The following is a 22,146-nucleotide window of genomic DNA, read 5'->3' on the forward strand; positions in this document are numbered from 1 at the left end:
GGTCCCGTCCCGCCGACCCGAAGCAGGTAGTGATGGGCGCAGACAGCGCGCAGCCGGTACGCATCCTGGTGGTCGACGACGACCCGGGCGACGTGCTGATGATCGAGGAGGCGTTGGCGGATTCCGACGTCGACAAGGTCATCGACGTGGTCAGCGACGGCGAGGAGGCGATGGAGTTTCTCCGCGCCGAGGGCCGGCACGAGCACGCCCGCCGACCGGACATGATCCTGCTCGACCTGAACATGCCGCGGATGGACGGTCGGCAGGTGCTGGGCGCGGTGAAGCAGGACGAGGATCTGCGGACCATCCCGATCGTCGTGCTGACGACCTCCAACGCCGACACCGACATCGTCGGCAGCTACACGCTGCAGGCCAACGCGTACGTCACCAAGCCGATCGACCTGGACGACTTCAACGACGTGGTCCGCCGCATCGACGAGTTCTTCGGCCGGGTTGTCGTGCTGCCCAAGCGCGTCTGACGCGGGCCCCGCCGCGCACGCATGCTGAACATTTTTCCCGAACCCCCTCGGCCGTCGCCCTCTGGGCCGAGGATCCAGATGGGGAAGTAACAGCAGCTGCCTGGGGGGCGACAGTATGAGGTTCTCCGTCGTTGAGACCGGCTACGACCAGCGGCAGGTGGATTCCTGCCTGGACGAACTGGGGATCCGGTTGTCCCGGTTGGCGGCGCGGGCACAGGGTGCCGCCGGAGCGACCCGGGAGTGGGATGAGATCCGCGAGGAGGCCACCTGGCTCAGCGGGCTCCTGCAAAGGTTGGACCTCGGTGACACCTCCGGGGGCCGGCACGCCGGTGACGGCGCTCGGCGCGAGGCAGCCGACCTCCGGGCCCAGGCCCGTGCCGAGCTGGCCGAGGCCCGCGAGGAGGCACGGCAGGTGCGGGAGCGGGCGTACGCGGACGCCGTGCAGGCCCGACGGGACTTCGAGGCGGCGCTGTACGTCCGCCGGCGACGTGAGGCTCGGGTGGACGAGATCCTCAGCCAGGTGACGGAGGACCAGGTGCCCGCCGACACCCCGACCGCGGCTGCCGGCGTACCGGGAAGTCGGGTGGGAGTCGGCGGGCAGGACGCGGGCGCGGAGCAGCCGCCCGGCCGTCGCTGACGCCGGAAGGCCGTTGCCTGGGTGCCCGGCTCAGGCGGTGAGCGCCGCCACGGCGGTGGTCGCCCGGTCCTCGTGCTGCGCGTACGCGTCGGGGTAGGCGGAGATCTGCACGGACTGGGCGGCGTAGGTGATGCTCATGTCCTGCCAGCCGGGGATCTCGTTGAGTGCGGTGTAGAAGGCCCGGGCGGCGTACGACGGGCGCATCAGCTCGGCCACCGTGCCCCAGCCGCTGCTGGGTCGCTGCTGGAACAGCCCGACCGAGTCGTGGTCGGAGCCACTGCCCTGGTTCGGGTAGTTCGCCGACTCCGGCAGGACGTCGCTGGCCAGGTTGTAGAGGTTGCTCTCCTGCATCGCGGTGGCCAGTGCCACCACCAGGGCGCGGCGCGGCATCTTCATGTCCAGGCCGACGTCCACGATGATCTTCGCGTTGTCCATCTGTGCCTGGTCGAGGCCGGCGACCGGTCGGGGTCGGCGGGGCTTGACCTGCTTCTTGGGGGCCTTGCGGACGACGGTGGGGCGCGGGGTGGGCGACGCCGCCGTCGGGCTGGGTAGGACCCGCGCGGGGGCGAGGTCGCGGTCCAGCGACCGGGAGGCGCGCTCGTCGGCGATGGCGGCACGGTCGGCCACGGCCTCGGCGAGCGGCTCCACAGTGCGGGGCGCGTCGTCGCTGCCCCGGGCGGTGGCCACCGCGACGAGGCTGAGACAGCAGGTGACACCGGTGGCCAGGGCCACCCGCACCGGGGTCGAGCCCAGCAGGGTACGCCGGGGCGGTTCGGGGACGCGGTGACGGCCGATCGTCCGTTCGGTTGATGCGGCGTCGCCCGGTCGGGTGGTCGGGCGCGCGTCGGTCAGCTTCTGGTCGGAGGGGTCGTCGGGATGCACCTGACGAGGCTAAAGACCCAATTGCTCGATATCGCCTGCCCGTACAGTGGCCTGCGCCACAGTTTGCCCCGATCTTGGGGATTTCAGAGGGCGAAGGTGCCGCAAGAATGATCAACCTCGCGGAACGGGCGAGACGGGTATTACCGATTTGCCGGCCGAATGCGACCGTGTCACCGCGATTGACGTCCCGCATGAGGCCGCGCGACAGGCTCGGCCGAACGGCCGGTGCCAGTTCCCTCGAACGGTCCGCAGCGCCTCGCCCGCCTGCCCATCGGGAGCCGTCGTCACCCGGATCTCAGTGTCGACCGTTCTCCGCCGGCGTGACGGTCAGCCGATGCCTGCTCGTGTCGCCGCTGGAGAACGGCCAGAGCCGGTCGGCGTACTCGACAAGGTCGGCCAGTTGGTCCCGACTCAGGCCGGCGGACGAGATCTCCGCGTGCACGTCGGCCCGGTACCGGCCGTCGTCGTCGCGCCCCAGCTTCGCCTCCGCCCGGACCTGGACGGTGTGCGCCTCGTCGGTGATCTCCCCGGCCACCTCCACCGCCGCGTGGTGCAGGCAGGAGGCGAAGGCCGCGGCCAGCAACTGTTCCGGGGTCAACCCGGTGCAGTGCGGCGCCAGCGGCGAAGCCAGCGCGGTGGAGAGCCCGCCATCGTCGGTGCGTACGTGACCGCCCTCGGCGGTCGCTGTGGCCTCACGCAGCCAGGAACTCTTTTCCGGCATCGCGTTTCTCCCGTCGCTCACCGGCTCGGCTACCCGGCTACCTCCCGGCGAAACGCCGGAGGCCCTACCGGCATCAGCGCCCTGCGCCCCGGTAGGACTCGTCGAACACCGCCACCGCCTCGGTGGGCTCCGCTGCGGCCCGTTCGGTCCACGGTGAGGTCGGAGCCGCGTGGCGGGCCGTCGGGATGGTCATCGGCACGTACACCCGGGCGTCCACCGCCTCGGCCAGCAGCAGCGCCGCGACCAGGCTGGTGGGACGCTGCCCGGGCTCGTCGGCAAGACAGGAGTGGCACAACTCCACCACCTCAGGCGGGAGCCCGTCGATCTCGGGCAGCGGCTCCGGTGGCTGACGTCGGCGTACGCCGAGCAGTTCGCTGGCGGTGACCGCGTCGTACGGCAGGCGGGCGGTGAGGCAGTAGTAGAGCAGCACTCCGAGGGCGTACATGTCGGCTGCCGGGGTGGCCGGCTCCCCGTCCAGCTGCTCGGGCGCCAGGTACGCCGGGGTGCCCAGCACGACCCCGGTCGGCAGAGGGTCCGGTGCGCCGGCCGGGATGGCGATGCCGAAGTCGAGCACCTTCACCCCCGCCGGGGTGAGCATGACGTTGGCCGGTTTGACGTCGCGGTGCACGATGCCCTCCGCGTGCGCGGCGGCCAGCGCCGCGGCGACCTCCGCGCAGACCCGCACCGAGATGCGCCAGTCCAGCGGCCCGGACCGCAGGTGCGCGGCGAGCGTCTCACCCTCGGCCAGCTCCATCACAATGTAGGGCACCGGCCGGCCGGGCCAGGTCGACGAGGTGCCGAAGTCGTGCACGCTCGCCACGTTCGGGTGCACCAGGCGGGCGGCCGACCGGGCCTCCGCGCGGATCCGGTCCACCGGGCCGTCCTGGTCGCCCGGGCCGGGCAGGATGAGCTTCACCGCCACCGACCGGTCGAGCACCTGGTCGTGTGCCCGCCACACCTCGGACATCCCACCCACGCCGATGCGCTCCTCGAGCTGATACCGCCCGTCCAGCGTGCGCATCGATCACTCCTCGTCCCCGCCCCGCCGACGACGGGTGCACCGGACGCGGTACCCGGGCTCCGAGCTGGGCAAACCGCAGCGGCATTCCGGGCGACCCCCGCGCGCAGCGCCCTGCGCCGACGGCGGCGGGTGCGGTAGCTTGCGAGCCAGAGCCGGTGTCACCGATTGTGCCGGCACGGTCACCCGAGAGGGCGCTGCGATGAGCGAGGTCACCGTACGCTTCGTCGGCGGGCCCGCGGACGGCCTGGTCCGGTTGCTGCCGGCCGGGTCGGACGGCGCCCCACCACCGCGTTGGATCATGCGGCACCCGGACGGCACCGGTCCGGTCCAGCCCGGTCCCGACCATCTCTACGAACGCGACCGGCCAGACGACGCGGGTGGCTGGAGCATGCGCTTCGTGCGCACCGACGCGTACGGGGTGTCCGAGTGACCACGAGGCGGGGCTGACCGGTGGCGACGCCGGCGTCCCGTCGACCCGGCCGCACAGCTGGGGCACAGCTTCCACAGGGGCGCGGCACAGGCGTCGCGGCCACGATGGCGGACATGGTCATGAACGGGCAGGGCGCGCCGAGCCGGATCGAGCTGCGCCGCCCCGACGGTGAACCCGTCCGGGTGCTGGTGGTCGACGACGAACCCACCCTCACCGACCTGCTGTCGATGGCGCTGCGCTACGAGGGCTGGCAGGTCCGCAGCGCCGGCAACGGCATGGCGGCGTTGAGCGCCGCCCGGCAGTTCCAGCCGGACGCCGTGGTGCTCGACGTGATGCTGCCCGACCTGGACGGCTTCCAGGTGCTGCGCCGTCTGCGCGAGCACGCCCCCACAGTGCCGGTGCTCTTCCTGACCGCCCGCGACGCGGTGGAGGAACGCATCGCCGGGTTGACCGTCGGCGGCGACGACTACGTCACCAAGCCGTTCAGCCTGGAGGAGGTGATCGCCCGGCTGCGCGCGCTGCTGCGCCGCTCCGGCTTCGCGGTCGCCACCCGGGAGGACGCCGTTCTCACCGTCGGCGACCTCAGCCTCGACGAGGACAGCCACGAGGTGCGCCGGGACGGTCAACTGATCACCCTCACCGCGACGGAGTTCGAGTTGCTGCGCTATCTGATGCGCAACCCTCGCCGGGTGCTCAGCAAGGCGCAGATCCTCGACCGGGTGTGGAACTACGACTTCGGTGGCCAGGCCAACGTGGTGGAGCTGTACATCTCGTACCTCCGCAAGAAGATCGACGCCGGCCGGGCACCGATGATCCACACCCTGCGCGGCGCGGGCTATGTCCTCAAACCCGCCGAGTAGACGCCGCCCGCTGCGGGCCGCCCGCCGCTGGCTGGCCGGCCGCTCGCTGCGTACCCGACTGGTGTTTGCCCTTCTCGCGCTGCTGGCGGTGGTCAGCGTCGCCATCGGTGGGCTCACCACAGTGGCGCTGCGGCACTTCCTGATCGAGCGGCTCGACGCCCAACTGGCCCCCGCGACGGTCATGCGGGGTGACCGCCCCGGGCGGCCGGCGTTTCCAGGCACCGGGCCGGCCATCCCGCCCGGGTTGCCGTCCGGCACTGTGGTCGCCGAGGTCACCGGCGGCCGGGTGACCAGCGCGCGGACGCTGACCAACAGCCCGTCCAGTGACGACCCGTTCCCCGACGAGCAGTCCGTTCCGGTCGACGAGGTCGCGACCCTGGCCGACGTGCCGGTCGGCACCGAACCACGCACCGTCGACCTCGGCGCCCGCGGCGACTACCGGGCGGTCGCCCGGCAGTACTGGGACGGCAGGGTCCGCGTCGTCGCGATCCCCCTCTCCGGCGTCCAGGAGATCGTCTGGCGGATGGTCACCGCGCAGGCCGCGGTCGCGGCCATCGGGCTGGTCATCGCCGGGGCGGCCGGCGCGCTGATCGTCCGGGCCACGCTGCGTCCGCTCAACCGGGTCGCCGCTACCGCCACCCGGGTCACCGAGCTGCCCCTGGACCGCGGTGAGGTGGCCCTCGCCGTCCGCGTCCCGGCCGCGGACACCGACCCGCGCACCGAGGTCGGTCAGGTCGGCGCGGCGCTGAACCGGATGCTGGGCCACGTCGCCGACGCGCTCTCCGCCCGGCAGGCCAGCGAGACGCGGGTACGCCAGTTCGTCGCCGACGCCAGCCACGAGTTGCGCACACCCCTGGCCGCGATCCGCGGCTACGCCGAGGTGGCCCGGCGTGGCCGCGACGAGGTTCCTCCCGACGTGGCGCACGCGTTGCGCCGGGTGGAGTCCGAGAGCACCCGGATGACCAGCCTCGTCGACGACCTGCTGCTGCTGGCCCGCCTCGACACGGGCCGGCCGCTCGCGGTCCACCCGGTCGACCTGACCGCCCTGGTGGTGGACGCGGTCAGCGACGCGCACGTCGCCGGTCCCGAGCACCACTGGCAGCTCGGCCTGCCCGAGGTTGCGATCCGGGTTCCCGGTGACGCCGCCCGGCTGCACCAGGTGGTGGCGAACCTGCTGGCCAACGCCCGGGTGCACACCCCGCCCGGCAGCACCGTCACCACCACACTGGCCGTCGACGCGGGCAGCGCCGTGCTCACCGTCGCCGACGACGGGCCCGGGATACCGGCGGAGTTGCAACCGGAGATGTTCGAGCGGTTCGCCCGCGGCGACAGCTCCCGGTCCCGGGCGCACGGCAGCACCGGCCTCGGTCTGGCGATCGTGGCGGCCGTCGTGGAGGCCCACCACGGCACTGTCGACGTGGACAGCCGCCCGGGGCGGACCGTGTTCACCGTCCGGTTGCCGAATCCCACAGCTGACGCATAGTCGGCGCACGGCGTCGCGCCAGCCCGGCCGTTGAGGCTGACCGCATGGACAGAACCGAGACCCTGCCGACGGCACCCGCCGCACCCGAGCCGCCGACGGCCACGCGCCCCGAGGAGCACCAGCCGCCGGCGCGCCGATCCCCGGCCTGGGCCACGCCCGCGCTGGTGGTCCTTTTGCTCGCCACCGGCCTGCTCTACCTGTGGGGCCTGGGTGCCTCCGGCTGGGCCAACTCGTTCTACGCGGCGGCCGTGCAGGCCGGGTCGGTGAGCTGGAAGGCGTTCCTCTACGGCTCGTCGGACGCCGCCAACTCCATCACCGTCGACAAGACCCCCGCGTCGCTGTGGCTGATGGCGCTGTCCGTGCGGATCTTCGGGCTGAACAGTTGGGCGATGCTCGTCCCACAGGCGCTCTGCGGGGTCGCCTCGGTGGGCGTGCTGTACGCGACAGTGAAGCGCTGGTACGGGCCGGGCGCCGCTCTGATCGCCGGAGCGGTCCTCGCGGTCACCCCCGTGGCGACGCTGATGTTCCGGTTCAACAACCCCGACGCGCTGCTGGTCCTGCTGCTGGTCGCCGGGGCGTACGCCACAGTGCGCGCCCTGGAGACGGCCAGCACCCGGTGGATCGTGCTGGTCGGCGTGCTGGTCGGCTTCGGCTTCCTCACCAAGATGCTCCAGGCGTTCCTGGTGGTGCCGGTCTTCGCCGGGGTGTACCTGCTGGCCGCGCCGACCGGGCTGTGGCGACGGGTCCGGCAACTGCTGCTGGCGGGCCTGGCGGTGCTGGTCTCCGCCGGCTGGTGGGTGGCGCTCGTCGAGCTGGTCCCGGCCAGCGCCCGCCCGTACATCGGTGGCTCGCAGGGCAACAGCGTCCTGGAACTCACCCTCGGCTACAACGGCCTCGGCCGGATCACCGGCGACGAGGTGGGCAGCGTCGGCGGCGGTGGCGGGCGGCCGGGAGGCGGCGGTGGCCCGTTCTCCGGTCAGACCGGCGTGCTGCGGATGTTCGGCGGCGAGATCGGCGGTCAGATCTCCTGGCTGCTGCCGGCCGCGTTGATCCTGCTGGTGGCCGGCCTGCTGGTGGCCGGTCGCGCGGCCCGCACCGACCGCACCCGGGCCGGGCTGCTGCTGTGGGGCGGCTGGCTGCTGGTCACCGGCCTGATCTTCAGCTTCATGTCCGGGATCTTCCACGCCTACTACACGGTGGCGCTCGCCCCGGCGATCGGCGCGCTGGTCGGCATCGGCGTGACAGTGCTCTGGCGGCAGCGCCACCCACAGCCCGCACCGGGTGATGACGCGCCGACCGGCTCGCGCTGGCAGCGGTGGCGTCCCCTCGCGGCCACGGCGACCCTCGCCGGCACTCTTGCGGTCACCGCCTGGTGGGCGTGGGTGCTGCTCGGGCGCAGCCCCGACTGGTACCCGTGGCTGCGCACCACCGTGCTGGTCGCCGGCCTGCTCGGCGCGGCACTGATCCTGCTGGTCACCCGGCTTCCTCGCCGGTTGGTGCCGGTCGTCCTGGGCCTCGGCGCGGCGGCGGCCCTCGCGGGCCCGGTGGCGTACGCGGTCCAGACCGCGGCGACCCCGCACACCGGGTCGATTCCCAGCGCCGGCCCGTCCGTAGCGGGCGGGTTCGGGCGCGGCGGCTTCCCCGGAGGACGACCACCCGGTGGCATGGGACTGCCGAACGGCGGCGGCCAGTTCCCCGGTGGCGCGCAGAACGGTGGCGGTCAGTTGCCCGGTGGCGCGCAGAACGGCGGCGGCCAGTTCCCGGGCGGGGGCCGTGACGGCGGTCAGACGCCCACCGCTCCTGGTGGTGGTCGACAGGTACCCGGTGGGCAGGGACGTCCCGGCGGCGGGGGAATGGGCGGGCTGCTCGACGCCCGCGAGCCCAGTGCGGCCCTGCGTGAGCTGCTGGAGCGCGACAGCGCCGACTACACCTGGGTCGCGGCCACCGTCGGCTCCAACAACGCCTCCGGTTACCAGCTCGCCACCGGTGACCCGGTGATGCCGATCGGCGGGTTCAACGGCAGTGACCCGTCACCGACCCTCGCGCAGTTCCAGCGCCACGTCGCCGCCGGCAAGATCCACTACTTCATCGGTGGTGGCGGCTTCCGGGCCAACGGCGGCAGCTCCGCCTCCCAGGAGATCGCCGCCTGGGTCACGGAGAACTTCACCGCGCAGACCGTCGACGGTGTCACCGTCTACGACCTGAGCACCGGCAGGGACGCGTCGTGACCGCGCTCAGCGGCCCCCGGGCCGCCGTCCAGGCCCGACCCGCCGCCGGTGCGGTGCTGGACGTGGTGATCCCGGTCTACAACGAGGAGACCGACCTCGGGCCGTGCGTACGGCGGTTGCACTCGCACCTGAGCGAGCACTTCCCGTACCCGTTCCGGATCACCATCGCCGACAACGCCAGCGTCGACGACACCCTGACGGTGGCCCACGGCCTCGCCGGCGAGCTGCCCGGCGTCGAGGTGCTGCACCTGGACGCCAAGGGGCGGGGGAGGGCGCTGGCGGCGGCCTGGTCCGCCTCGTCCGCGCCGGTGCTGGCGTACATGGATGTGGACCTGTCCACCGACCTGGCGGCGCTGCTGCCGCTGGTCGCGCCGCTCATCTCCGGGCACTCCGACCTGGCCATCGGCACCCGGCTGGCGCGTACCTCCCGGGTGGTGCGCGGGGCGAAGCGGGAGGTGATCTCCCGGGCCTACAATCTGCTGCTGCGCGGCGCGTTGGCCGCGCGGTTCTCCGACGCGCAGTGCGGGTTCAAGGCGATCCGCGCCGACGTGGCCGTCGAGCTGCTGCCGTTGGTGCGCGACACCGGCTGGTTCTTCGACACCGAGCTGCTGGTGCTCGCCCAGCGGGCCGGGCTGCGCATCCACGAGGTGCCGGTGGACTGGGTCGACGACCCGGACAGCCGGGTCGACATCGTCGCCACGGCCCTGGCCGACCTGCGCGGGATGGGCCGGCTGGGCCGGGCGTTGCTGACCGGCGCGCTGCCGCTCACCGACCTGCGCGCACAGCTCGGCCGGGCGCCGCTGACCGCGCGGCCGGAGCAGCTCGACCGGGCGCCGCTGGGTGTGCCGCCGGGGCAGGTGCCGGTCGGGTTGCCCCGGCAACTGGTCCGGTTCGCGGCGGTCGGGGTGGCCAGCACCCTCGCGTACCTGGTGCTCTTCGTGGCCACCCGGGGCGCGCTCGGCGCGCAGCCGGCGAACCTGCTGGCGTTGCTGCTGACCGCTGTGGCCAACACGGCCGCGAACCGGCGGTTGACGTTCGGCATCAGCGGTCGGCGGCACGCCGGCCGGCACCACCTGCAGGGGCTGCTCGCCTTCGGCCTGGGCCTCGCGTTGACCAGCGGGTCGCTGGCCGTGCTGCACGCGGCGCACGCCGCTCCCGCGCGGCCGGTGGAGCTGGCCGTGCTGGTGGCCGCGAACCTGGCCGCCACCGTGCTGCGTTTCGTGCTGCTGCGCCTCGGCATGCACCACCGGCGCGGCTGAGGAGGTCAGCGCCGCCGCCGGCTGGGCCCGCCGCACAGGTCAGGCGGCCTCAGCCTGCGGCGGCCCGGCGCACCAGCCGGCGTGCCTCGTCGCGGGGCACGCCGGTGGCCCGGAGCAGATCGTTGACGGCGGTACGCAGCTGGGAGACGACGATCGTGCCGGAGAAGCCGAGTCCCTGTCGGCACGCCTCGCCCGCCTCGCCGACCGCGTGCAGCGCCCGTTCGCGGGCCTGCACCGGTTCCTGCGCGGCGAGGAACTCCCGATGCAGCAACCGGACGGCCTCTCCCAGGTGCTCCACCGCAGCCGGCAGGTCGGCCGGCACCGGTTCCTCGTCATGCAGTGTTGTGATGATCCGGCGGACCAGACCGCGGCTGTTGCGGAAGGCCCGCTCCATGTGCTCCACCCCGCCGCGGTACGCGCCGAGCGTCCTCCGTCGACGCCACCGCACCGGGGAGAGCCGAACGACCTCGTCGGCGGCGGTCACCACCTCGCTCAGCCGGTCCAGTTCGGGTTCCGCGGCCCGCATCCGGGACAGCACCTCCTTCGCCCGCCCGATGTTCCCCTCGGCGAGTGCCTCCGCCGAGGCGGTCATCTCCCGGGCGAAGAGGTCCAGGGCGGGGTCTGCTGCCCGGCGTACGGTCCGCAGCGGGTTGATCGGCAGGAGCACGAGCACCACGAACAGGCCCACCGCCCCGCCGATCAGCGCGTTGATCGTCCGGGGTAGCTCCAGATCCGGCGCGGTCGGGGTGAGGGTGGCGATGAGGACCGCCGTACCGCCGGCCTGGGTCACCAACGCGCCGGTGCCGCGCACCAGCAACGCCGCCGTGATCGCCAGGAAGACGATCACGCCGGTCTGCCACGGCCCGGTGCCGAACAGACGGATGAGCAGGTCCCCCGCACCGATGCCGAGCACCACCCCGGCGACCAGCTCCAATGTGCGGCGAGCACGACTGCCGAGGGACGCCGCGATCACACCGACGGCCGCGGCGGGCGCGAACGTCGGCTCCGCGTTGCCGAGGATCTCGCGGGCCACCAGCCAGGACAACGCGGCGGCCAGGCCCGCCTGGAACCCCACGATCAGGTACGTCTGCAACCGGCGGTAGCCGGCCTGGCGGGCAGCGGAGATCCGGGAACGCAGGCTGCCCGGCCCCGCTCGCTCGCCGGGCGCCCCGGCCGTCGCGTTCATGGTCGCGGTTACCCGGTGCGACCGGCGCCCGAACCTGTCCGCGCGGGCCGGCCGAGCGCACGGCCCAGCCCGGCCACTGACCAGCCGTCAGCGGTCGGCGGAGCCCAGCACCTCGGCGAGGACCTCGACGACGCGTCGCGTGTGACGCCCGGTGGGGTCCTCGTCGGTGTTCAGGTCGGTGACGCTCATCCCGAGCAGCCGGTCGGCGCGGGCCAGTGGCGTGACCAGCGCGATCAGATCCGCCCAGCGGGGGCCGTCCGGCTCGGGGTAGGTCACCGCCGGCAGGTCCCGCGGGTCCACCACGTCGAGGTCGAGGTGCAGCCAGGCCGGGCCGTCCGCGCCGGTGGCCAGGCCCGACCCGACCGTGCCCGCGCCCCGACGGAGCAGCTCGGCGGCGGGCACCTGATGGATGGCCGGGTCGATCCGGGCGGCCTCGGCGCGGCTGCTGTCGTCGGTGGCCGGGCGGTGCCCGAGCAGGTGGACCTGACCGGGGTCGAGCAGCGGGCCGTCGCAGCCGATGGCGGCGACCGGGCCGTGCCCGGTGACGATCGAGAGGTCCATGTCGGCGGCTTCGCCGGTGGGCGACGTCACGCCGTCGAGGAAGTCCGGGTGGGCGTCCACGAACCACAGCTCGGTAGTCGGCGGCAGGGCACGGCAGATGCCGGGCAGGATGGCGCAGTCGCCGCCCAGCACCAAAGGCCGCCGGCCGTCGGCGATCAGCGCCACGACCCTGGCGGTGATGGCCGCGCCGGCCCGGACCAGGCCGGCGGCGCCGATCACCCCGCTCGCCGGGTCGCGGACAGGGTCGCGCAGGCACGCCTCGTCCACCCGGCCACCGTCGTCGGCGGCCAGGGCGTCCAGCAGGCCGGCGTCGCGCAGCGCGGCGGGGGCCCGTTCCTCACCGCGCCCAGCGCCGGACGAGTCCAGCGGCGCGTCCACGACCGTCCAGCGCACGTCCGCAGCGTACCGGCGAGGTCCGGCCTCCCGGCCACATTCTGTGGCGAGGCTGGGAGTACGCCGATGTGCCCGCGACGGCGATGACGACCGGCGTACGGTGAGGGACAAGTCCGGCTTTCTGGGTCAAAAGCCTCACAGGTGTACGCCCGGGACGCCGGTATCGAGACGGCGAGGGCAAGGAGCGATCGGTGAGACATCTGGCCTACCTGGACGCGGGATCCGGCAGCCTGATCGTGCAGGCGGTCGTCGGCGGGGTGGCCGGCGCCGCGGTCGCCGCCAAGCTCTACTGGCGACGGCTGGTCGACCGGTTCCGCCGGCAACCCACCGACCAGCGGTGAGCGGGCCGGTCCCCACGATGGCGATCTCACCCACCGAGGTACGGCCCGAACCGGCCTCCTTCCGCGACCCGGCCAACCGGGTCTTCCATGTCGGCGACGAGGTGCTGCGCGGGCTGGACACCCGGGCCGCCGAGCACTGGCGGGCGCTGACCGGCAGCAGGTTCTTCCCGGCGCTCGTCGCCGCGGGCAAGGTCTGCGCCACCGAGGACGCCCCGTCGACACTGGTGCCCGCCACGACCGGGGCGCCGTGGGCCGCAGTGCTGCGCCACGAGCGCATCCCGTTCGTCTCCCACCCGTACGAGTGGTCGTTCAGCATGCTGCGCGACGCCGCGCTGCTGCACGTGGAGATCCTGCGGGCCGCGCTCGGCGAGGGCTTCACCACCAAGGACGGCTCGGCGTACAACCTCCAGTGGCACGGCACCGAGCCGGTCTTCATCGACATCGGCTCCTTCGAACCGGTCCGCGACGGCGAAGCGTGGGCCGGCTACCGGCAGTTCTGCCAGACCATGCTCTACCCGCTGATGCTCACCGCCCACCTGGGCGTCGACTTCCAACCGTGGCTGCGCGCCCGCGTCGACGGCATCGAGGCCGACGAACTGCGCCCGCTCTTCGGCGGGGCCCGACGGCTGCGCCCCGGCGTGCTGACCCACCTGCACCTGCACGGCGCCATGCAGCAGCGCAACGCCGCCGCCAGCACCAGCGACGTCCGCGACCAACTGCGGGCCGCCGGCTTCTCCCGGGAGTTGCTGCTGGCCACCGTACGCGGCATCGAGAAACTGGTCCGCAAGCTGGACCACCGCCCGGCCGGGACCCACTGGTCGGACTACCAGCGCACCTGCGGCTACTCGGCACGCGACCGGGTGGCGAAGGAACAGTTCGTCGCCGCCTCGGTGGCCGCCGGCGCCCGCCCCCGCCTGGTGCTCGACCTCGGCGCCAACGACGGCCGGTACTCCCGGCTGGCGGCAGGCCACGCCGACTACGTGGTCGCCGTCGAGCAGGACCCGGCCGTGGTCGACGAGCTGTACCGCAAGCTGCGCTCCGAGGGGCAGCGCCGGATCCTGCCACTGGTGCTGGACCTCGCCGACCCGTCACCGGGTGGCGGCTGGCGGGGCGTCGAGCGGGCCGGCTTCGCCGAACGGGCGTCCGCCGACGTGGTGCTCGCCCTGGCCGTGGTGCACCACCTGGCGATCGGGCGCAACGTGCCGCTGCCGGAGGTCATCGACTGGCTGGCCGGGCTGACCGCGCCGGGTGGCGCAGTGGTGGTGGAGTTCGTCCACCCGGACGACCCGATGGCAAGCCGGCTGCTGGCCAACAAGCCCGCCGGCCTCTTCCCGGACTACCGGCGCGACACCTTCGAGACGCTGCTGGCCGCCCGGGGCCGGATCACCGAGCGCCTGGAACTGCCCTCGGGCACCCGCACGCTCTACCGGACGGTGATGGGTGGCTGAACCCCCCGCCGCCGACCCACCAGTGGCCTCCACGCGGTGGTACCAGGGCTGGCGCAGCGAGCTGGGCCGGCTGCTGGAGGTGACGGCCCTGGTCGGCCTGGTGGTCACCCAGCCTCTGCTGGACGTGCTCGGCCGTAGCCCCGACTTCTTCCTGTTCCACCGCGCCGACCCGGCCCAGATCCTGCTGCTGGTCGTCCTGGTGGCGGTGCTGCCAACGATCGCGGTGGCGCTGCTCGGAGCGCTCAGCCGACTCGCCGGCCGGACCGCCCGCGCGCTCACCCACACCGGGCTGGTCGGCCTGCTGCTCGCCGCCCTCGCCGTGCAGGTGGGCCGACACGTGACGCCGCTTCGGGGCGTACCCCTGCTGCTGGTGGCCGTGCTGGCCGGAGCCGCCGGCGCGGCCGCGCACCGGTGGTGGCGGGCGCCGGGCCGGGTGCTGCGACTGGCCGCCGCCGGGCCGGTGGCCTTCCTGGCGCTCTTCCTGCTCGCCTCGCCCACCTCGGCGGTGGTGCTGCCCCGCGGCGACGGCGGCGCGGCCGGCACCGCGCAGGGCACCGGCGTGCACCCGCCGGTGGTCATGCTGATCCTCGACGAGCTGCCGTTGGTCAGCCTGCTCGGCGCCGACGGGCGGATCGACGCGACCCGGTACCCGCACTTCGCGGAACTGGCCGGCGGCTCGACCTGGTACCGCAACGCCACGGGTGTCAGCGGGTGGACGCCCAACGCGCTGCCGGCGATGCTCACCGGCCGCTACCCGGCCAAGCCGGTCGCACCGCACTACTCGCAGTACCCGGACAACATCTTCACCGCCTTCGGCGGCCTGTACGACATCCGCGCCGAGGAGAGCATCACCCGCCTCTGCCCGCCCAGCCGCTGCGAACAGCCGGTCACCCCCGAGCAGGGGCTCGGCGTGCTGGTCCGGGAGACCGGCAAGCTGCTCGGCCGGATCGCCGGGCCCACGGAGAGCGCCGTCGACCCGGAGGACTCCTACCGGGAGCAGACCCGCGCCGAGGCCGGCCTGGACGCCGCCGAGCCGGTGCCCGCCGACCCGAAGTTCCGCTGGGACAGCCTCGACGACAACCAACCGGCCCGCTTCACCAGCTTCCTGGCCGGGCTGAAGCCCACGCCCCGGCCCACCCTGCACTTCCTGCACCTGCTGATGCCGCACTCGCCTTGGGCGTACCTGCCGTCCGGGGCGCGCTACGACGCCCCCGAGGACCTGCCCAACGACGGCGCAGGCTGGGTCGACCTGGCCCGGCAACGGCACCTCGCCCAACTCGGCTACACCGACCGGCTCATCGGCGAGACCCTGCGGACGCTGCGCGCCAGCGGCCTCTACGACCAGGCCCTCGTCGTGGTGACCGCCGACCACGGCGTCAGCTTCCGCCCCGGCGCACAGGGCCGGGGCATGGACGCGATCAAGGCCGCCGCCGGCGAGGTCGCCTGGGTGCCGATGTTCGTCAAGGAACCCCGGCAGCAGACCGGCCGGGTGGACGACCGCAACTGGGAACACGTCGACCTGCTGCCGACAGTGGCCGACGAGGCCAACATCCGGCTGCCCTGGCGCGTCGACGGCCGCTCCGCCCGGCAGGCCCCGCGCACCGACGGCACGAAACACTTCTACGACCGCCCCGGCGTTCCGGTCACCTTCCCCGGCGGTGTGCCCACCCCGCCGCCGCTGCCCACACCGCACCCCCTGGTCGGCACCGAGGTGCGCGCCGGCCCGCCCGCCGGCAGCGCCCGGGTCGCCGACCTGGCCGCGTTCACGGCCATGGACCCGGACACCGGCACCCTTCCGGCGCTCGTCTGGGGGGACGTCCCGGACCGGGTCCCGGACGGCACCCTGCTCGCGGTGGCCGTCAACGGCCGGATCGGGGCCGTCGTCCCGGTCGCGCCGGCCGACCCCGGCGGACGCCGGTTCGCCGCGCTGCTCACCGACGACAGGCTGTTTCGCGCCGGAACCAACCAGCTCGACGTCTACGAGATCGCGACGGACGGTACGCTGCGACGCCTTGCCCTCTCGTGACCTGCCACCGGGTGTTGTCCACCCCTGTCCCGCCCTCGTCCGGCCGTCATCCGGCCCGTGTCCCGCCCAACGGGACACCGGGTTTCCCGGCGGCCCGGTCGGGAATCGGGTGACGCATGCCTCACCGCCGAACCACGGCGGGCGTTGTCCCCCGAACCGCAATTACGGTAGAAGCGAAGGCAATTCAACGTAGATCTGCCGGCGAAGCGAGGAACCACATGACGGAAGTCAAGCTCGATCACCCCGGTGGGCAGCTGTCGATGCCGGTGCATCCCGCGGTCGAGGGCCCCGCCGGTATCGGGGTGAGCAAGCTGCTGAAGGAAACCGGGATGACCACGTACGACCCCGGTTTCGTCAACACCGCCGCTGCCTCATCCGCGATCACCTACATCGACGGCGACGCGGGGATCCTGCGTTACCGGGGATACCCGATCGAGCAGCTGGCCGAGAAGTCCTCCTTCCTGGAGGTCTCGTACCTGCTCATCTACGGTGAGCTGCCGAGCGAGCAGCAGCTGACCGAGTTCACCGAGTGGATTCGGCGGCACTCGCTGCTGCACGAGGAGATGCGCCGCTTCTTCGACGGCTTCCCCCGGGACGCCCACCCGATGGCGGTGCTGTCCTCCGCGGTGAGCGCCCTGTCCACCTTCTATCAGGACAGCCTGGACCCGTTCGACTCCGAGCACGTGGAGATCTCGACGGTCCGGCTCATGGCGAAGGTGCCCACCATCGCCTCGTACGCGTACAAGAAGTCCATCGGGCAGCCGCTGCTCTACCCGGACAACTCGCTCGGGTACGTGGACAACCTGCTGCGGATGACGTTCGGCGTGCCGGCGGAGCCGTACGAGGTCGACCCGGTGATGTCGAAGGTGCTGGACATGCTCTTCGTCCTGCACGCCGACCACGAGCAGAACTGCTCCACCTCGACCGTCCGCCTGGTCGGCTCCAGCAACGCCAACCTGTTCGCCTCGGTCTCCGCCGGCGTGAACGCGCTGTTCGGTCCGCTGCACGGCGGCGCCAACCAGGCGGTGCTGGAGATGCTCCAGCAGATCCACGCCGGCGACGACGACGTCCGGTCCTTCGTCCGCAAGGTCAAGGACAAGGAGGACGGCGTCAAGCTGATGGGCTTCGGCCACCGGGTCTACAAGAACTACGACCCGCGGGCGGCGATCGTCAAGAAGGCCGCGCAGGACGTGCTGGGCCGGATGGCCAAGCCCGACCCGCTGCTGGACATCGCCATGGAGCTGGAGGAGATCGCGCTCGCCGACGACTTCTTCGTCTCCCGGCGGCTCTACCCGAACGTGGACTTCTATACCGGCCTGATCTACAAGGCCATGGGCTTCCCGACCAAGATGTTCACGGTGCTCTTCGCGCTCGGCCGGCTCCCCGGCTGGATCGCCCAGTGGCGCGAGATGATCAGCGACCCGGAGACGAAGATCGGCCGTCCGCGGCAGGTCTACGTCGGCTCCGCCGAGCGGGACTACGTCCCCTTCGCCGACCGCTGACGTCCGTCTTCCCCGCTTTCCGCAACACCGGCAGGCCGTCGACCGATCCAGGTCGACGGCCTTCCGCATTCCCGCGGGGCCTGGCCTTGGGCTTTTCCGCCCGGCCTGGCCTTCCGCTTTCCGCGGGGCCTGGCGCTTGCCGCGGGGCCTGGTGCCTTTCCGTGCGGCCTGGCGCCTTTCCGTGCGGCCTGGCGCCTTTCCGTGCGGCCTGGCGCTTGATCGACTCGGTTTTCGTGAAGTCGGGGTGTCCGGGCGGGGTGGATGGCCCGGTTTCCTGGAAGGCGAGTCGATCATCGGGTGGATGGCCCGGTTTTCAGGATGTCGAGTGGATCACGTCCGTGCGGCACGGTGGACTGGTCCGGTTGTATCGGCCGTTGGGCCTTCTGGTCGGTGGCCAGCCGGCGCTTGATCGACTCGGTTTTCGTGAAGTCGGGGTGTCCGGGCGGGGTGGATGGCCCGACTTCCTGAAGGCCGAGTCGATCAAGCCGGTGGATGGCCCGACTTTCTGGAAGGCGAGTCGATCAAGCGCCGGCCCCGCCGACCGGATGGCCCGATCCCTGGAAGGCGAGTCGATTACGCTCCGGCACGCTGGTTGACGGGCCTGGGCGGCGACGATGGAGGGGCGTCAGAAGGACGATGGCGGGCGTCAAAAGGCAGAGATGGGCCGGACAGCGAGGGCCCCCTGACGGACCCGGCCGCTCCACGCACCGAGACCCGACGTGATCGACTCGGGTTTCAGGAAGTCGGGGGGTCCTCAGCACCGGGACACCCCGACTTCAAGAAGACCGAGTCGATCAAGGAGAAGGGCCTCGCTTAGCGCAGGCCCGCTGCGGCGAGCAGGTTGCCTTCGGGGAGCGCCGGGAGGGCGCGGCCCTGGGACATGCGCTGCTCGGCGCGTTCGGCGGTGAAGGTGGCGTCCGAGGTGATGGCGGCGGCGTAGCTGGCGGCGGTGCGCTGGGCGATGGCCGACCAGCCGTACTGGTCGTGGACCATCCGGCGGGCGCGTCGGGCCATGACGCGGGCGCGGTCGGAGTCGGACAGCAGGGCGTCCACGGCGTCGGTGAGACCGTCCGGGTCGTGCGGGCGGAAGGTCATGCCGGTGACGCCCGGCTCGACGATCTCGGCGAGGCCACCGGTGGCGGCGACCGCGAGGGGGGCGCCGGCGGCGGCGCCTTCCAGGGCGACCATGCCGAACGGCTCGTAGATGCTCGGCACGGCGAAGCAGTCGGACGCGGCCATCAGCGCCGGCAGGTCGGTGCCGCCGAGGAAGCCCGGCATGCTGACCATGCCGCCGAGGCCGCGGCGGTGCACCTCAGCCTCCAGTTCGGCGCGGTACGGGCCGTCGCCGGCGATCACGGCACGCAGCCCGGGGTGCCGCTCGCGCAGCCGGGGCAGCGCGGCGATCAGGTGCTGCACACCCTTCTCGTACACGAGGCGGCCGGCGAAGGTGACCAGCGGGCCGTTGCCGGCGAAGCGGGCGCGGGCGGCGGCCACGGCTCGCGCGGGCACCCGCCAGCGGTGCGGCTCGACGCCGTTGGCGACCACGTCGACCCGGCCGGCCGGCACGCCGAAGAGCGCGTTCACCTCGTCGCGCATGTAGCCGGAGCAGACGATCAGCCGGTTGGACTCACTGCTGAGCCACTGCTCGACGCCGTGGATGCTGCGGTTCATCTCCTCCGGGAGCCAGCCCTGGTGCCGGCCGGCCTCGGTGGCGTGGATGGTGCTGACCAGCGGGATGTCCAGGTGGTCGCGCAACGTCATCGCGGTGTGCGCGACGAGCCAGTCGTGGGCGTGGATGACGTCGTACGAGCCGGCCTGGGTGGCGCGCAGGGCGGTGCGGGTGAGGGTGTGGTTGAAGGCCATGGTCCAGGCCAGCAGGGAGCCGGTGGCGAGGGGGAACGTCACCGGGTCCTCGGGGGCGCGCAGGATGCGCACGCCGTCGGCGTACTCCTCCAGCGGTGCGCCCTCGCTGTGGCGGGTGACGACGGTGACCTCGTGGCCGGCGGCGGCGAGGGCGACGGAGAGCGCGTGCACGTGTCGGCCGAGACCGCCGACGAGCACCGGCGGGTACTCCCAGGACAGCATGAGGATGCGACGGGTCTGCGGGGGCACCCCGGAGCCGGACTGCGTCGGCACGGGCGTGCCGGGCTGCGCGGAGAGGCCGGGCTGTGCGGGAAGCTGGGGCCGGGAGGTCACTGTGGGCCGGTGGGCCCGGTCCTTGGTGGCAGCGAGCTGCTCGTCGACCCGCACTGTCACATCAATCTCCGTCCATGCATGGTGATACGCGCCGGCGTCAGTGGCGGCGGAGTGGGAGGTGTAAGGGGTGGCCGAGGGCCTGGCGGGCACGCGCGAACGCTTGTCCCCGGTCAAGGAAAGTCCATCGGGCCCAAGAACGCACCTCGAAAACGGTCATCGTGACGGAGGACACCTGATCGGTGTAGTGCGCATCAGACAGGTGGTTTTCGGCCATCGCCTGAAAGGATGGATTGGCGCGACCGGGCCGGGGGCACTACCTGCGTGCGCGCGGGCGATCTCGGCCGGTGTGCACATAACCATGGTCTAAGGAGCGACATGCAGGTCTGGCCGGGCGAGAGGTATCCCCTGGGCGCCACCTACGACGGGATGGGCACCAACTTCGCCATCTTCTCCGAGGTGGCCGAGCGGATCGAGCTGTGCCTCTTCGACGAGTGGGACACCGGCGCGGAGCGCCGTGTCGAGCTGCGCGAGGTGGACGCCTACGTGTGGCACGCGTACCTGCCGGGCATCGAGCCGGGCCAGCGCTACGGCTACCGGGTGCACGGCCCGTACGACCCGGCGAACGGGCTGCGCTGCAACCCGCACAAGCTGCTGCTCGACCCGTACGCCAAGGCCATCGACGGTGACATCCAGTGGGACCCGGCGGTCTACGACTACGACATGTCGGAGCCGGAGCGGATGAACGAGGCCGACTCGGCGCCGTTCATGCCGAAGTCGGTGGTGGTCAACCCGTACTTCGACTGGGGCAACGACAAGCCGCCACGCACCCCTTACCACCACTCGGTGATCTACGAGGCCCACGTACGCGGACTGACCATGCGCCACCCGGACATCCCGGAGGAGCTGCGCGGCACGTACGCGGGCATCGCCTCCCCGCCGATGATCGACTATCTGACCCGGCTCGGGATCACGGCGATCGAGTTGATGCCGGTGCACCAGTTCGTCCACGACCACCGCCTGAACGACCTGGGGCTGCGCAACTACTGGGGTTACAACACCATCGGCTTCTTCGCCCCGCACCACGGCTACTCCGCGCTGGGCCGGACCGGTCAGCAGGTGCAGGAGTTCCGGGGCATGGTCAAGGCGCTGCACGCGGCCGGCATCGAGGTCATCCTCGACGTGGTCTACAACCACACCGCCGAGGGCAACCACCTCGGGCCGACGTTGAGCTTCAAGGGTGTGGACGCCCCGAGCTACTACCGGCTCAGCGAGGAGGACCGCCGCTACTTCGTCGACTACACGGGCACCGGCAACAGCCTCAACGTGCGCAGCCCGCACTCACTGCAACTGATCATGGATTCGCTGCGGTACTGGGTGACCGAGATGCACGTCGACGGCTTCCGCTTCGACCTGGCCGCCACCCTGGCCCGTGAGTTCTACGAGGTGGATCGGCTGTCCACCTTCTTCGAGGTGGTGCAGCAGGACCCGGTGGTCAGCCAGGTGAAGCTGATCGCCGAACCGTGGGACGTCGGCCCAGGCGGTTACCAGGTGGGCAACTTCCCGCCGTTGTGGACGGAGTGGAACGGCAAGTACCGCGACACGGTCCGCGACTTCTGGCGCGGCGAGCCGGCCACCCTCGCCGAGTTCGCGTCGCGGATCTCCGGTTCCGCCGACCTCTACCAGGACGACGGGCGCCGCCCGTTCCACAGCATCAACTTCGTCACCGTCCACGACGGGTTCACCCTGAACGACCTGGTGTCGTACAACGACAAGCACAACGAGGCCAACGGCGAGGAGAACCGGGACGGCGAGAGCCACAACCGTTCCTGGAACTGCGGCGTCGAGGGTGACACCGACGACGAGGCAGTGCTCGCGCTGCGGGCCAAGCAGCGGCGCAACTTCCTCGCCACGCTGATGCTGTCGCAGGGCGTGCCGATGATCGGTCACGGCGACGAGCTGGGTCGCACCCAGCACGGCAACAACAACGTCTACTGCCAGGACAGCGAGCTGGCCTGGGTCGACTGGGACAACGTCGACGAGCACCTGTTGGAGTTCGTCCAGACGTTGACCGCGTTCCGCAAACGGCACCAGGTGTTCCGCCGCCGCCGGTTCTTCACCGGCCTCCCGGTGGGTGGACGCGGCAGCGACGAGCCGCTGCCCGACCTGGCCTGGCACACCCCCGACGGGCGGGAGATGACCGGCGACGACTGGGGCAACGACTTCGGCCGCTCGGTGGCGCTGTTCGTCAACGGTGAGGGCATCCGCGAGCGCGGCCAGTACGGCCAGAAACACCACGACGCCTCGTTCCTGCTCTGCTTCAACGCCCACGACGCGCCGCTGGACTTCACCATGCCCGGCAGCGAGTACGGCCAGAAGTGGGAACGGGTGATCAGCACAGCCGAACCGGAGCCGGGCGACGCCACGGTGATCAGCGCGGGCGGCACCATCCGGGTGCCGGAGCGGTCCCTCGTCGTGCTGGAGAGGACGATCTGA

The 22,146-nt window shown here is 72.3% G+C and carries 18 protein-coding genes; 12 read left to right on the forward strand and 6 right to left on the reverse strand.

The window, feature by feature from the left end; all coding sequences use genetic code 11:
* Positions 1–32 precede the first annotated feature (32 nt).
* Together CLT68_RS20390 and CLT68_RS20395 are read left to right on the forward strand one after the other, a co-directional pair.
* Complete coding sequence (locus CLT68_RS20390) at positions 33–479, forward strand: response regulator (protein ID WP_099857408.1); 447 nt, start codon at positions 33–35, stop codon at positions 477–479.
* 115 nt (positions 480–594) lie between these two features.
* On the forward strand, positions 595–1,116 hold the full coding sequence (locus CLT68_RS20395) for an ATPase (RefSeq protein WP_099853008.1): 522 nt from the start codon (positions 595–597) through the stop codon (positions 1,114–1,116).
* A 30-nt stretch (positions 1,117–1,146) separates the two neighbouring features.
* Here CLT68_RS20395 and CLT68_RS20400 read toward each other — a convergent pair whose 3' ends face one another.
* The 3 genes from CLT68_RS20400 to CLT68_RS20410 all read right to left on the reverse strand — a co-directional run bounded on the left by CLT68_RS20400 (position 1,147) and on the right by CLT68_RS20410 (position 3,740).
* Entirely contained in the window at positions 1,147–1,998 is an 852-nt protein-coding gene (locus tag CLT68_RS20400) for a hypothetical protein (RefSeq protein ID WP_199177098.1), read from the reverse strand.
* 295 nt (positions 1,999–2,293) lie between these two features.
* Positions 2,294–2,719, reverse strand: coding sequence for an OsmC family protein (locus tag CLT68_RS20405; protein ID WP_088947958.1), 426 nt, complete (start codon positions 2,717–2,719; stop codon positions 2,294–2,296).
* Positions 2,720–2,792: 73 nt separating this feature from the next.
* Complete coding sequence (locus tag CLT68_RS20410) at positions 2,793–3,740, reverse strand: serine/threonine-protein kinase (protein WP_099853011.1); 948 nt, start codon at positions 3,738–3,740, stop codon at positions 2,793–2,795.
* A gap of 199 nt (positions 3,741–3,939) precedes the next feature.
* Between CLT68_RS20410 and CLT68_RS20415 the strand changes: the two genes are divergently transcribed.
* The 5 genes from CLT68_RS20415 to CLT68_RS20435 all read left to right on the forward strand — a co-directional run bounded on the left by CLT68_RS20415 (position 3,940) and on the right by CLT68_RS20435 (position 10,000).
* A complete protein-coding gene (locus CLT68_RS20415) occupies positions 3,940–4,170 on the forward strand; it encodes a hypothetical protein (RefSeq protein WP_088947960.1) in 231 nt (76 codons plus the stop codon).
* A 119-nt stretch (positions 4,171–4,289) separates the two neighbouring features.
* On the forward strand, positions 4,290–5,030 hold the full coding sequence (locus CLT68_RS20420; protein WP_370453086.1) for a response regulator transcription factor: 741 nt from the start codon (positions 4,290–4,292) through the stop codon (positions 5,028–5,030).
* The gene (locus CLT68_RS20425) at positions 5,008–6,513 is read left to right on the forward strand and encodes a sensor histidine kinase (protein ID WP_099853013.1); all 1,506 of its coding nucleotides are present in this window, start codon (positions 5,008–5,010) and stop codon (positions 6,511–6,513) included. Before CLT68_RS20420 ends, CLT68_RS20425 begins: the two co-directional genes overlap by 23 nt.
* A gap of 44 nt (positions 6,514–6,557) precedes the next feature.
* On the forward strand, positions 6,558–8,741 hold the full coding sequence (locus tag CLT68_RS20430) for a glycosyltransferase family 39 protein (RefSeq protein ID WP_099853015.1): 2,184 nt from the start codon (positions 6,558–6,560) through the stop codon (positions 8,739–8,741).
* Positions 8,738–10,000, forward strand: a complete 1,263-nt coding sequence (locus tag CLT68_RS20435) for a dolichyl-phosphate beta-glucosyltransferase (protein WP_099853017.1) — start codon at positions 8,738–8,740, stop codon at positions 9,998–10,000. The genes CLT68_RS20430 and CLT68_RS20435 overlap by 4 nt, the downstream gene beginning before the upstream one ends.
* Before the next feature lie 49 nt (positions 10,001–10,049).
* On the opposite strand, the gene CLT68_RS20440 is transcribed toward CLT68_RS20435, so the two are convergent.
* Both CLT68_RS20440 and CLT68_RS20445 read right to left on the reverse strand, forming a co-directional pair.
* Positions 10,050–11,186, reverse strand: coding sequence for an FUSC family protein (locus CLT68_RS20440; protein ID WP_099853020.1), 1,137 nt, complete (start codon positions 11,184–11,186; stop codon positions 10,050–10,052).
* A gap of 87 nt (positions 11,187–11,273) precedes the next feature.
* A complete protein-coding gene (locus CLT68_RS20445) occupies positions 11,274–12,140 on the reverse strand; it encodes an arginase family protein (protein ID WP_158240904.1) in 867 nt (288 codons plus the stop codon).
* Positions 12,141–12,331: 191 nt separating this feature from the next.
* Here CLT68_RS20445 and CLT68_RS33405 point away from each other — a divergent pair, with 191 nt between their 5' ends.
* The 4 genes from CLT68_RS33405 (at position 12,332) to CLT68_RS20460 (ending at position 17,457) form a co-directional block, all read left to right on the forward strand.
* The gene (locus tag CLT68_RS33405) at positions 12,332–12,481 is read left to right on the forward strand and encodes a hypothetical protein (RefSeq protein ID WP_179778832.1); all 150 of its coding nucleotides are present in this window, start codon (positions 12,332–12,334) and stop codon (positions 12,479–12,481) included.
* A gap of 17 nt (positions 12,482–12,498) precedes the next feature.
* Positions 12,499–13,929, forward strand: coding sequence for a class I SAM-dependent methyltransferase (locus tag CLT68_RS20450; protein WP_099857412.1), 1,431 nt, complete (start codon positions 12,499–12,501; stop codon positions 13,927–13,929).
* Entirely contained in the window at positions 13,922–15,955 is a 2,034-nt protein-coding gene (locus CLT68_RS20455; protein ID WP_099853024.1) for a sulfatase-like hydrolase/transferase, read from the forward strand. The genes CLT68_RS20450 and CLT68_RS20455 overlap by 8 nt, the downstream gene beginning before the upstream one ends.
* Positions 15,956–16,173: 218 nt before the next feature.
* Positions 16,174–17,457 (forward strand): citrate synthase, encoded by a 1,284-nt coding sequence (locus tag CLT68_RS20460; RefSeq protein WP_088947970.1) that lies wholly within the window; start codon positions 16,174–16,176, stop codon positions 17,455–17,457.
* Positions 17,458–18,270: 813 nt separating this feature from the next.
* Here CLT68_RS20460 and CLT68_RS20465 read toward each other — a convergent pair.
* The gene (locus CLT68_RS20465; RefSeq protein ID WP_486482449.1) at positions 18,271–19,542 is read right to left on the reverse strand and encodes a glycosyltransferase family 4 protein; all 1,272 of its coding nucleotides are present in this window, start codon (positions 19,540–19,542) and stop codon (positions 18,271–18,273) included.
* 486 nt (positions 19,543–20,028) lie between these two features.
* Here CLT68_RS20465 and glgX point away from each other — a divergent pair, with 486 nt between their 5' ends.
* Positions 20,029–22,146, forward strand: coding sequence for a glycogen debranching protein GlgX (glgX, locus tag CLT68_RS20470; protein WP_099853027.1), 2,118 nt, complete (start codon positions 20,029–20,031; stop codon positions 22,144–22,146).

It is taken from the genome of Micromonospora sp. CNZ299 (assembly GCF_002754415.1).

Excerpts from the sequence above, each read along its gene's own strand:
- CLT68_RS20430 (WP_099853015.1), top strand. The coding sequence starts at position 6,558 with ATGGACAGAACCGAGACCCTGCCGACGGCACCCGCCGCACCCGAGCCG.
- CLT68_RS20415 (WP_088947960.1), top strand. The coding sequence starts at position 3,940 with ATGAGCGAGGTCACCGTACGCTTCGTCGGCGGGCCCGCGGACGGCCTG.
- CLT68_RS20390 (WP_099857408.1), top strand. The coding sequence starts at position 33 with ATGGGCGCAGACAGCGCGCAGCCGGTACGCATCCTGGTGGTCGACGAC.
- CLT68_RS20450 (WP_099857412.1), top strand. The coding sequence starts at position 12,499 with ATGGCGATCTCACCCACCGAGGTACGGCCCGAACCGGCCTCCTTCCGC.
- CLT68_RS20460 (WP_088947970.1), top strand. The coding sequence starts at position 16,174 with ATGACGGAAGTCAAGCTCGATCACCCCGGTGGGCAGCTGTCGATGCCG.
- CLT68_RS20405 (WP_088947958.1), bottom strand. The coding sequence starts at position 2,719 with ATGCCGGAAAAGAGTTCCTGGCTGCGTGAGGCCACAGCGACCGCCGAG.
- CLT68_RS20420 (WP_370453086.1), top strand. The coding sequence starts at position 4,290 with ATGAACGGGCAGGGCGCGCCGAGCCGGATCGAGCTGCGCCGCCCCGAC.
- CLT68_RS20410 (WP_099853011.1), bottom strand. The coding sequence starts at position 3,740 with ATGCGCACGCTGGACGGGCGGTATCAGCTCGAGGAGCGCATCGGCGTG.
- CLT68_RS20395 (WP_099853008.1), top strand. The coding sequence starts at position 595 with ATGAGGTTCTCCGTCGTTGAGACCGGCTACGACCAGCGGCAGGTGGAT.
- CLT68_RS20465 (WP_486482449.1), bottom strand. The coding sequence starts at position 19,542 with ATGCTGTCCTGGGAGTACCCGCCGGTGCTCGTCGGCGGTCTCGGCCGA.
- CLT68_RS20440 (WP_099853020.1), bottom strand. The coding sequence starts at position 11,186 with ATGAACGCGACGGCCGGGGCGCCCGGCGAGCGAGCGGGGCCGGGCAGC.
- glgX (WP_099853027.1), top strand. The coding sequence starts at position 20,029 with ATGCAGGTCTGGCCGGGCGAGAGGTATCCCCTGGGCGCCACCTACGAC.
- CLT68_RS20425 (WP_099853013.1), top strand. The coding sequence starts at position 5,008 with ATGTCCTCAAACCCGCCGAGTAGACGCCGCCCGCTGCGGGCCGCCCGC.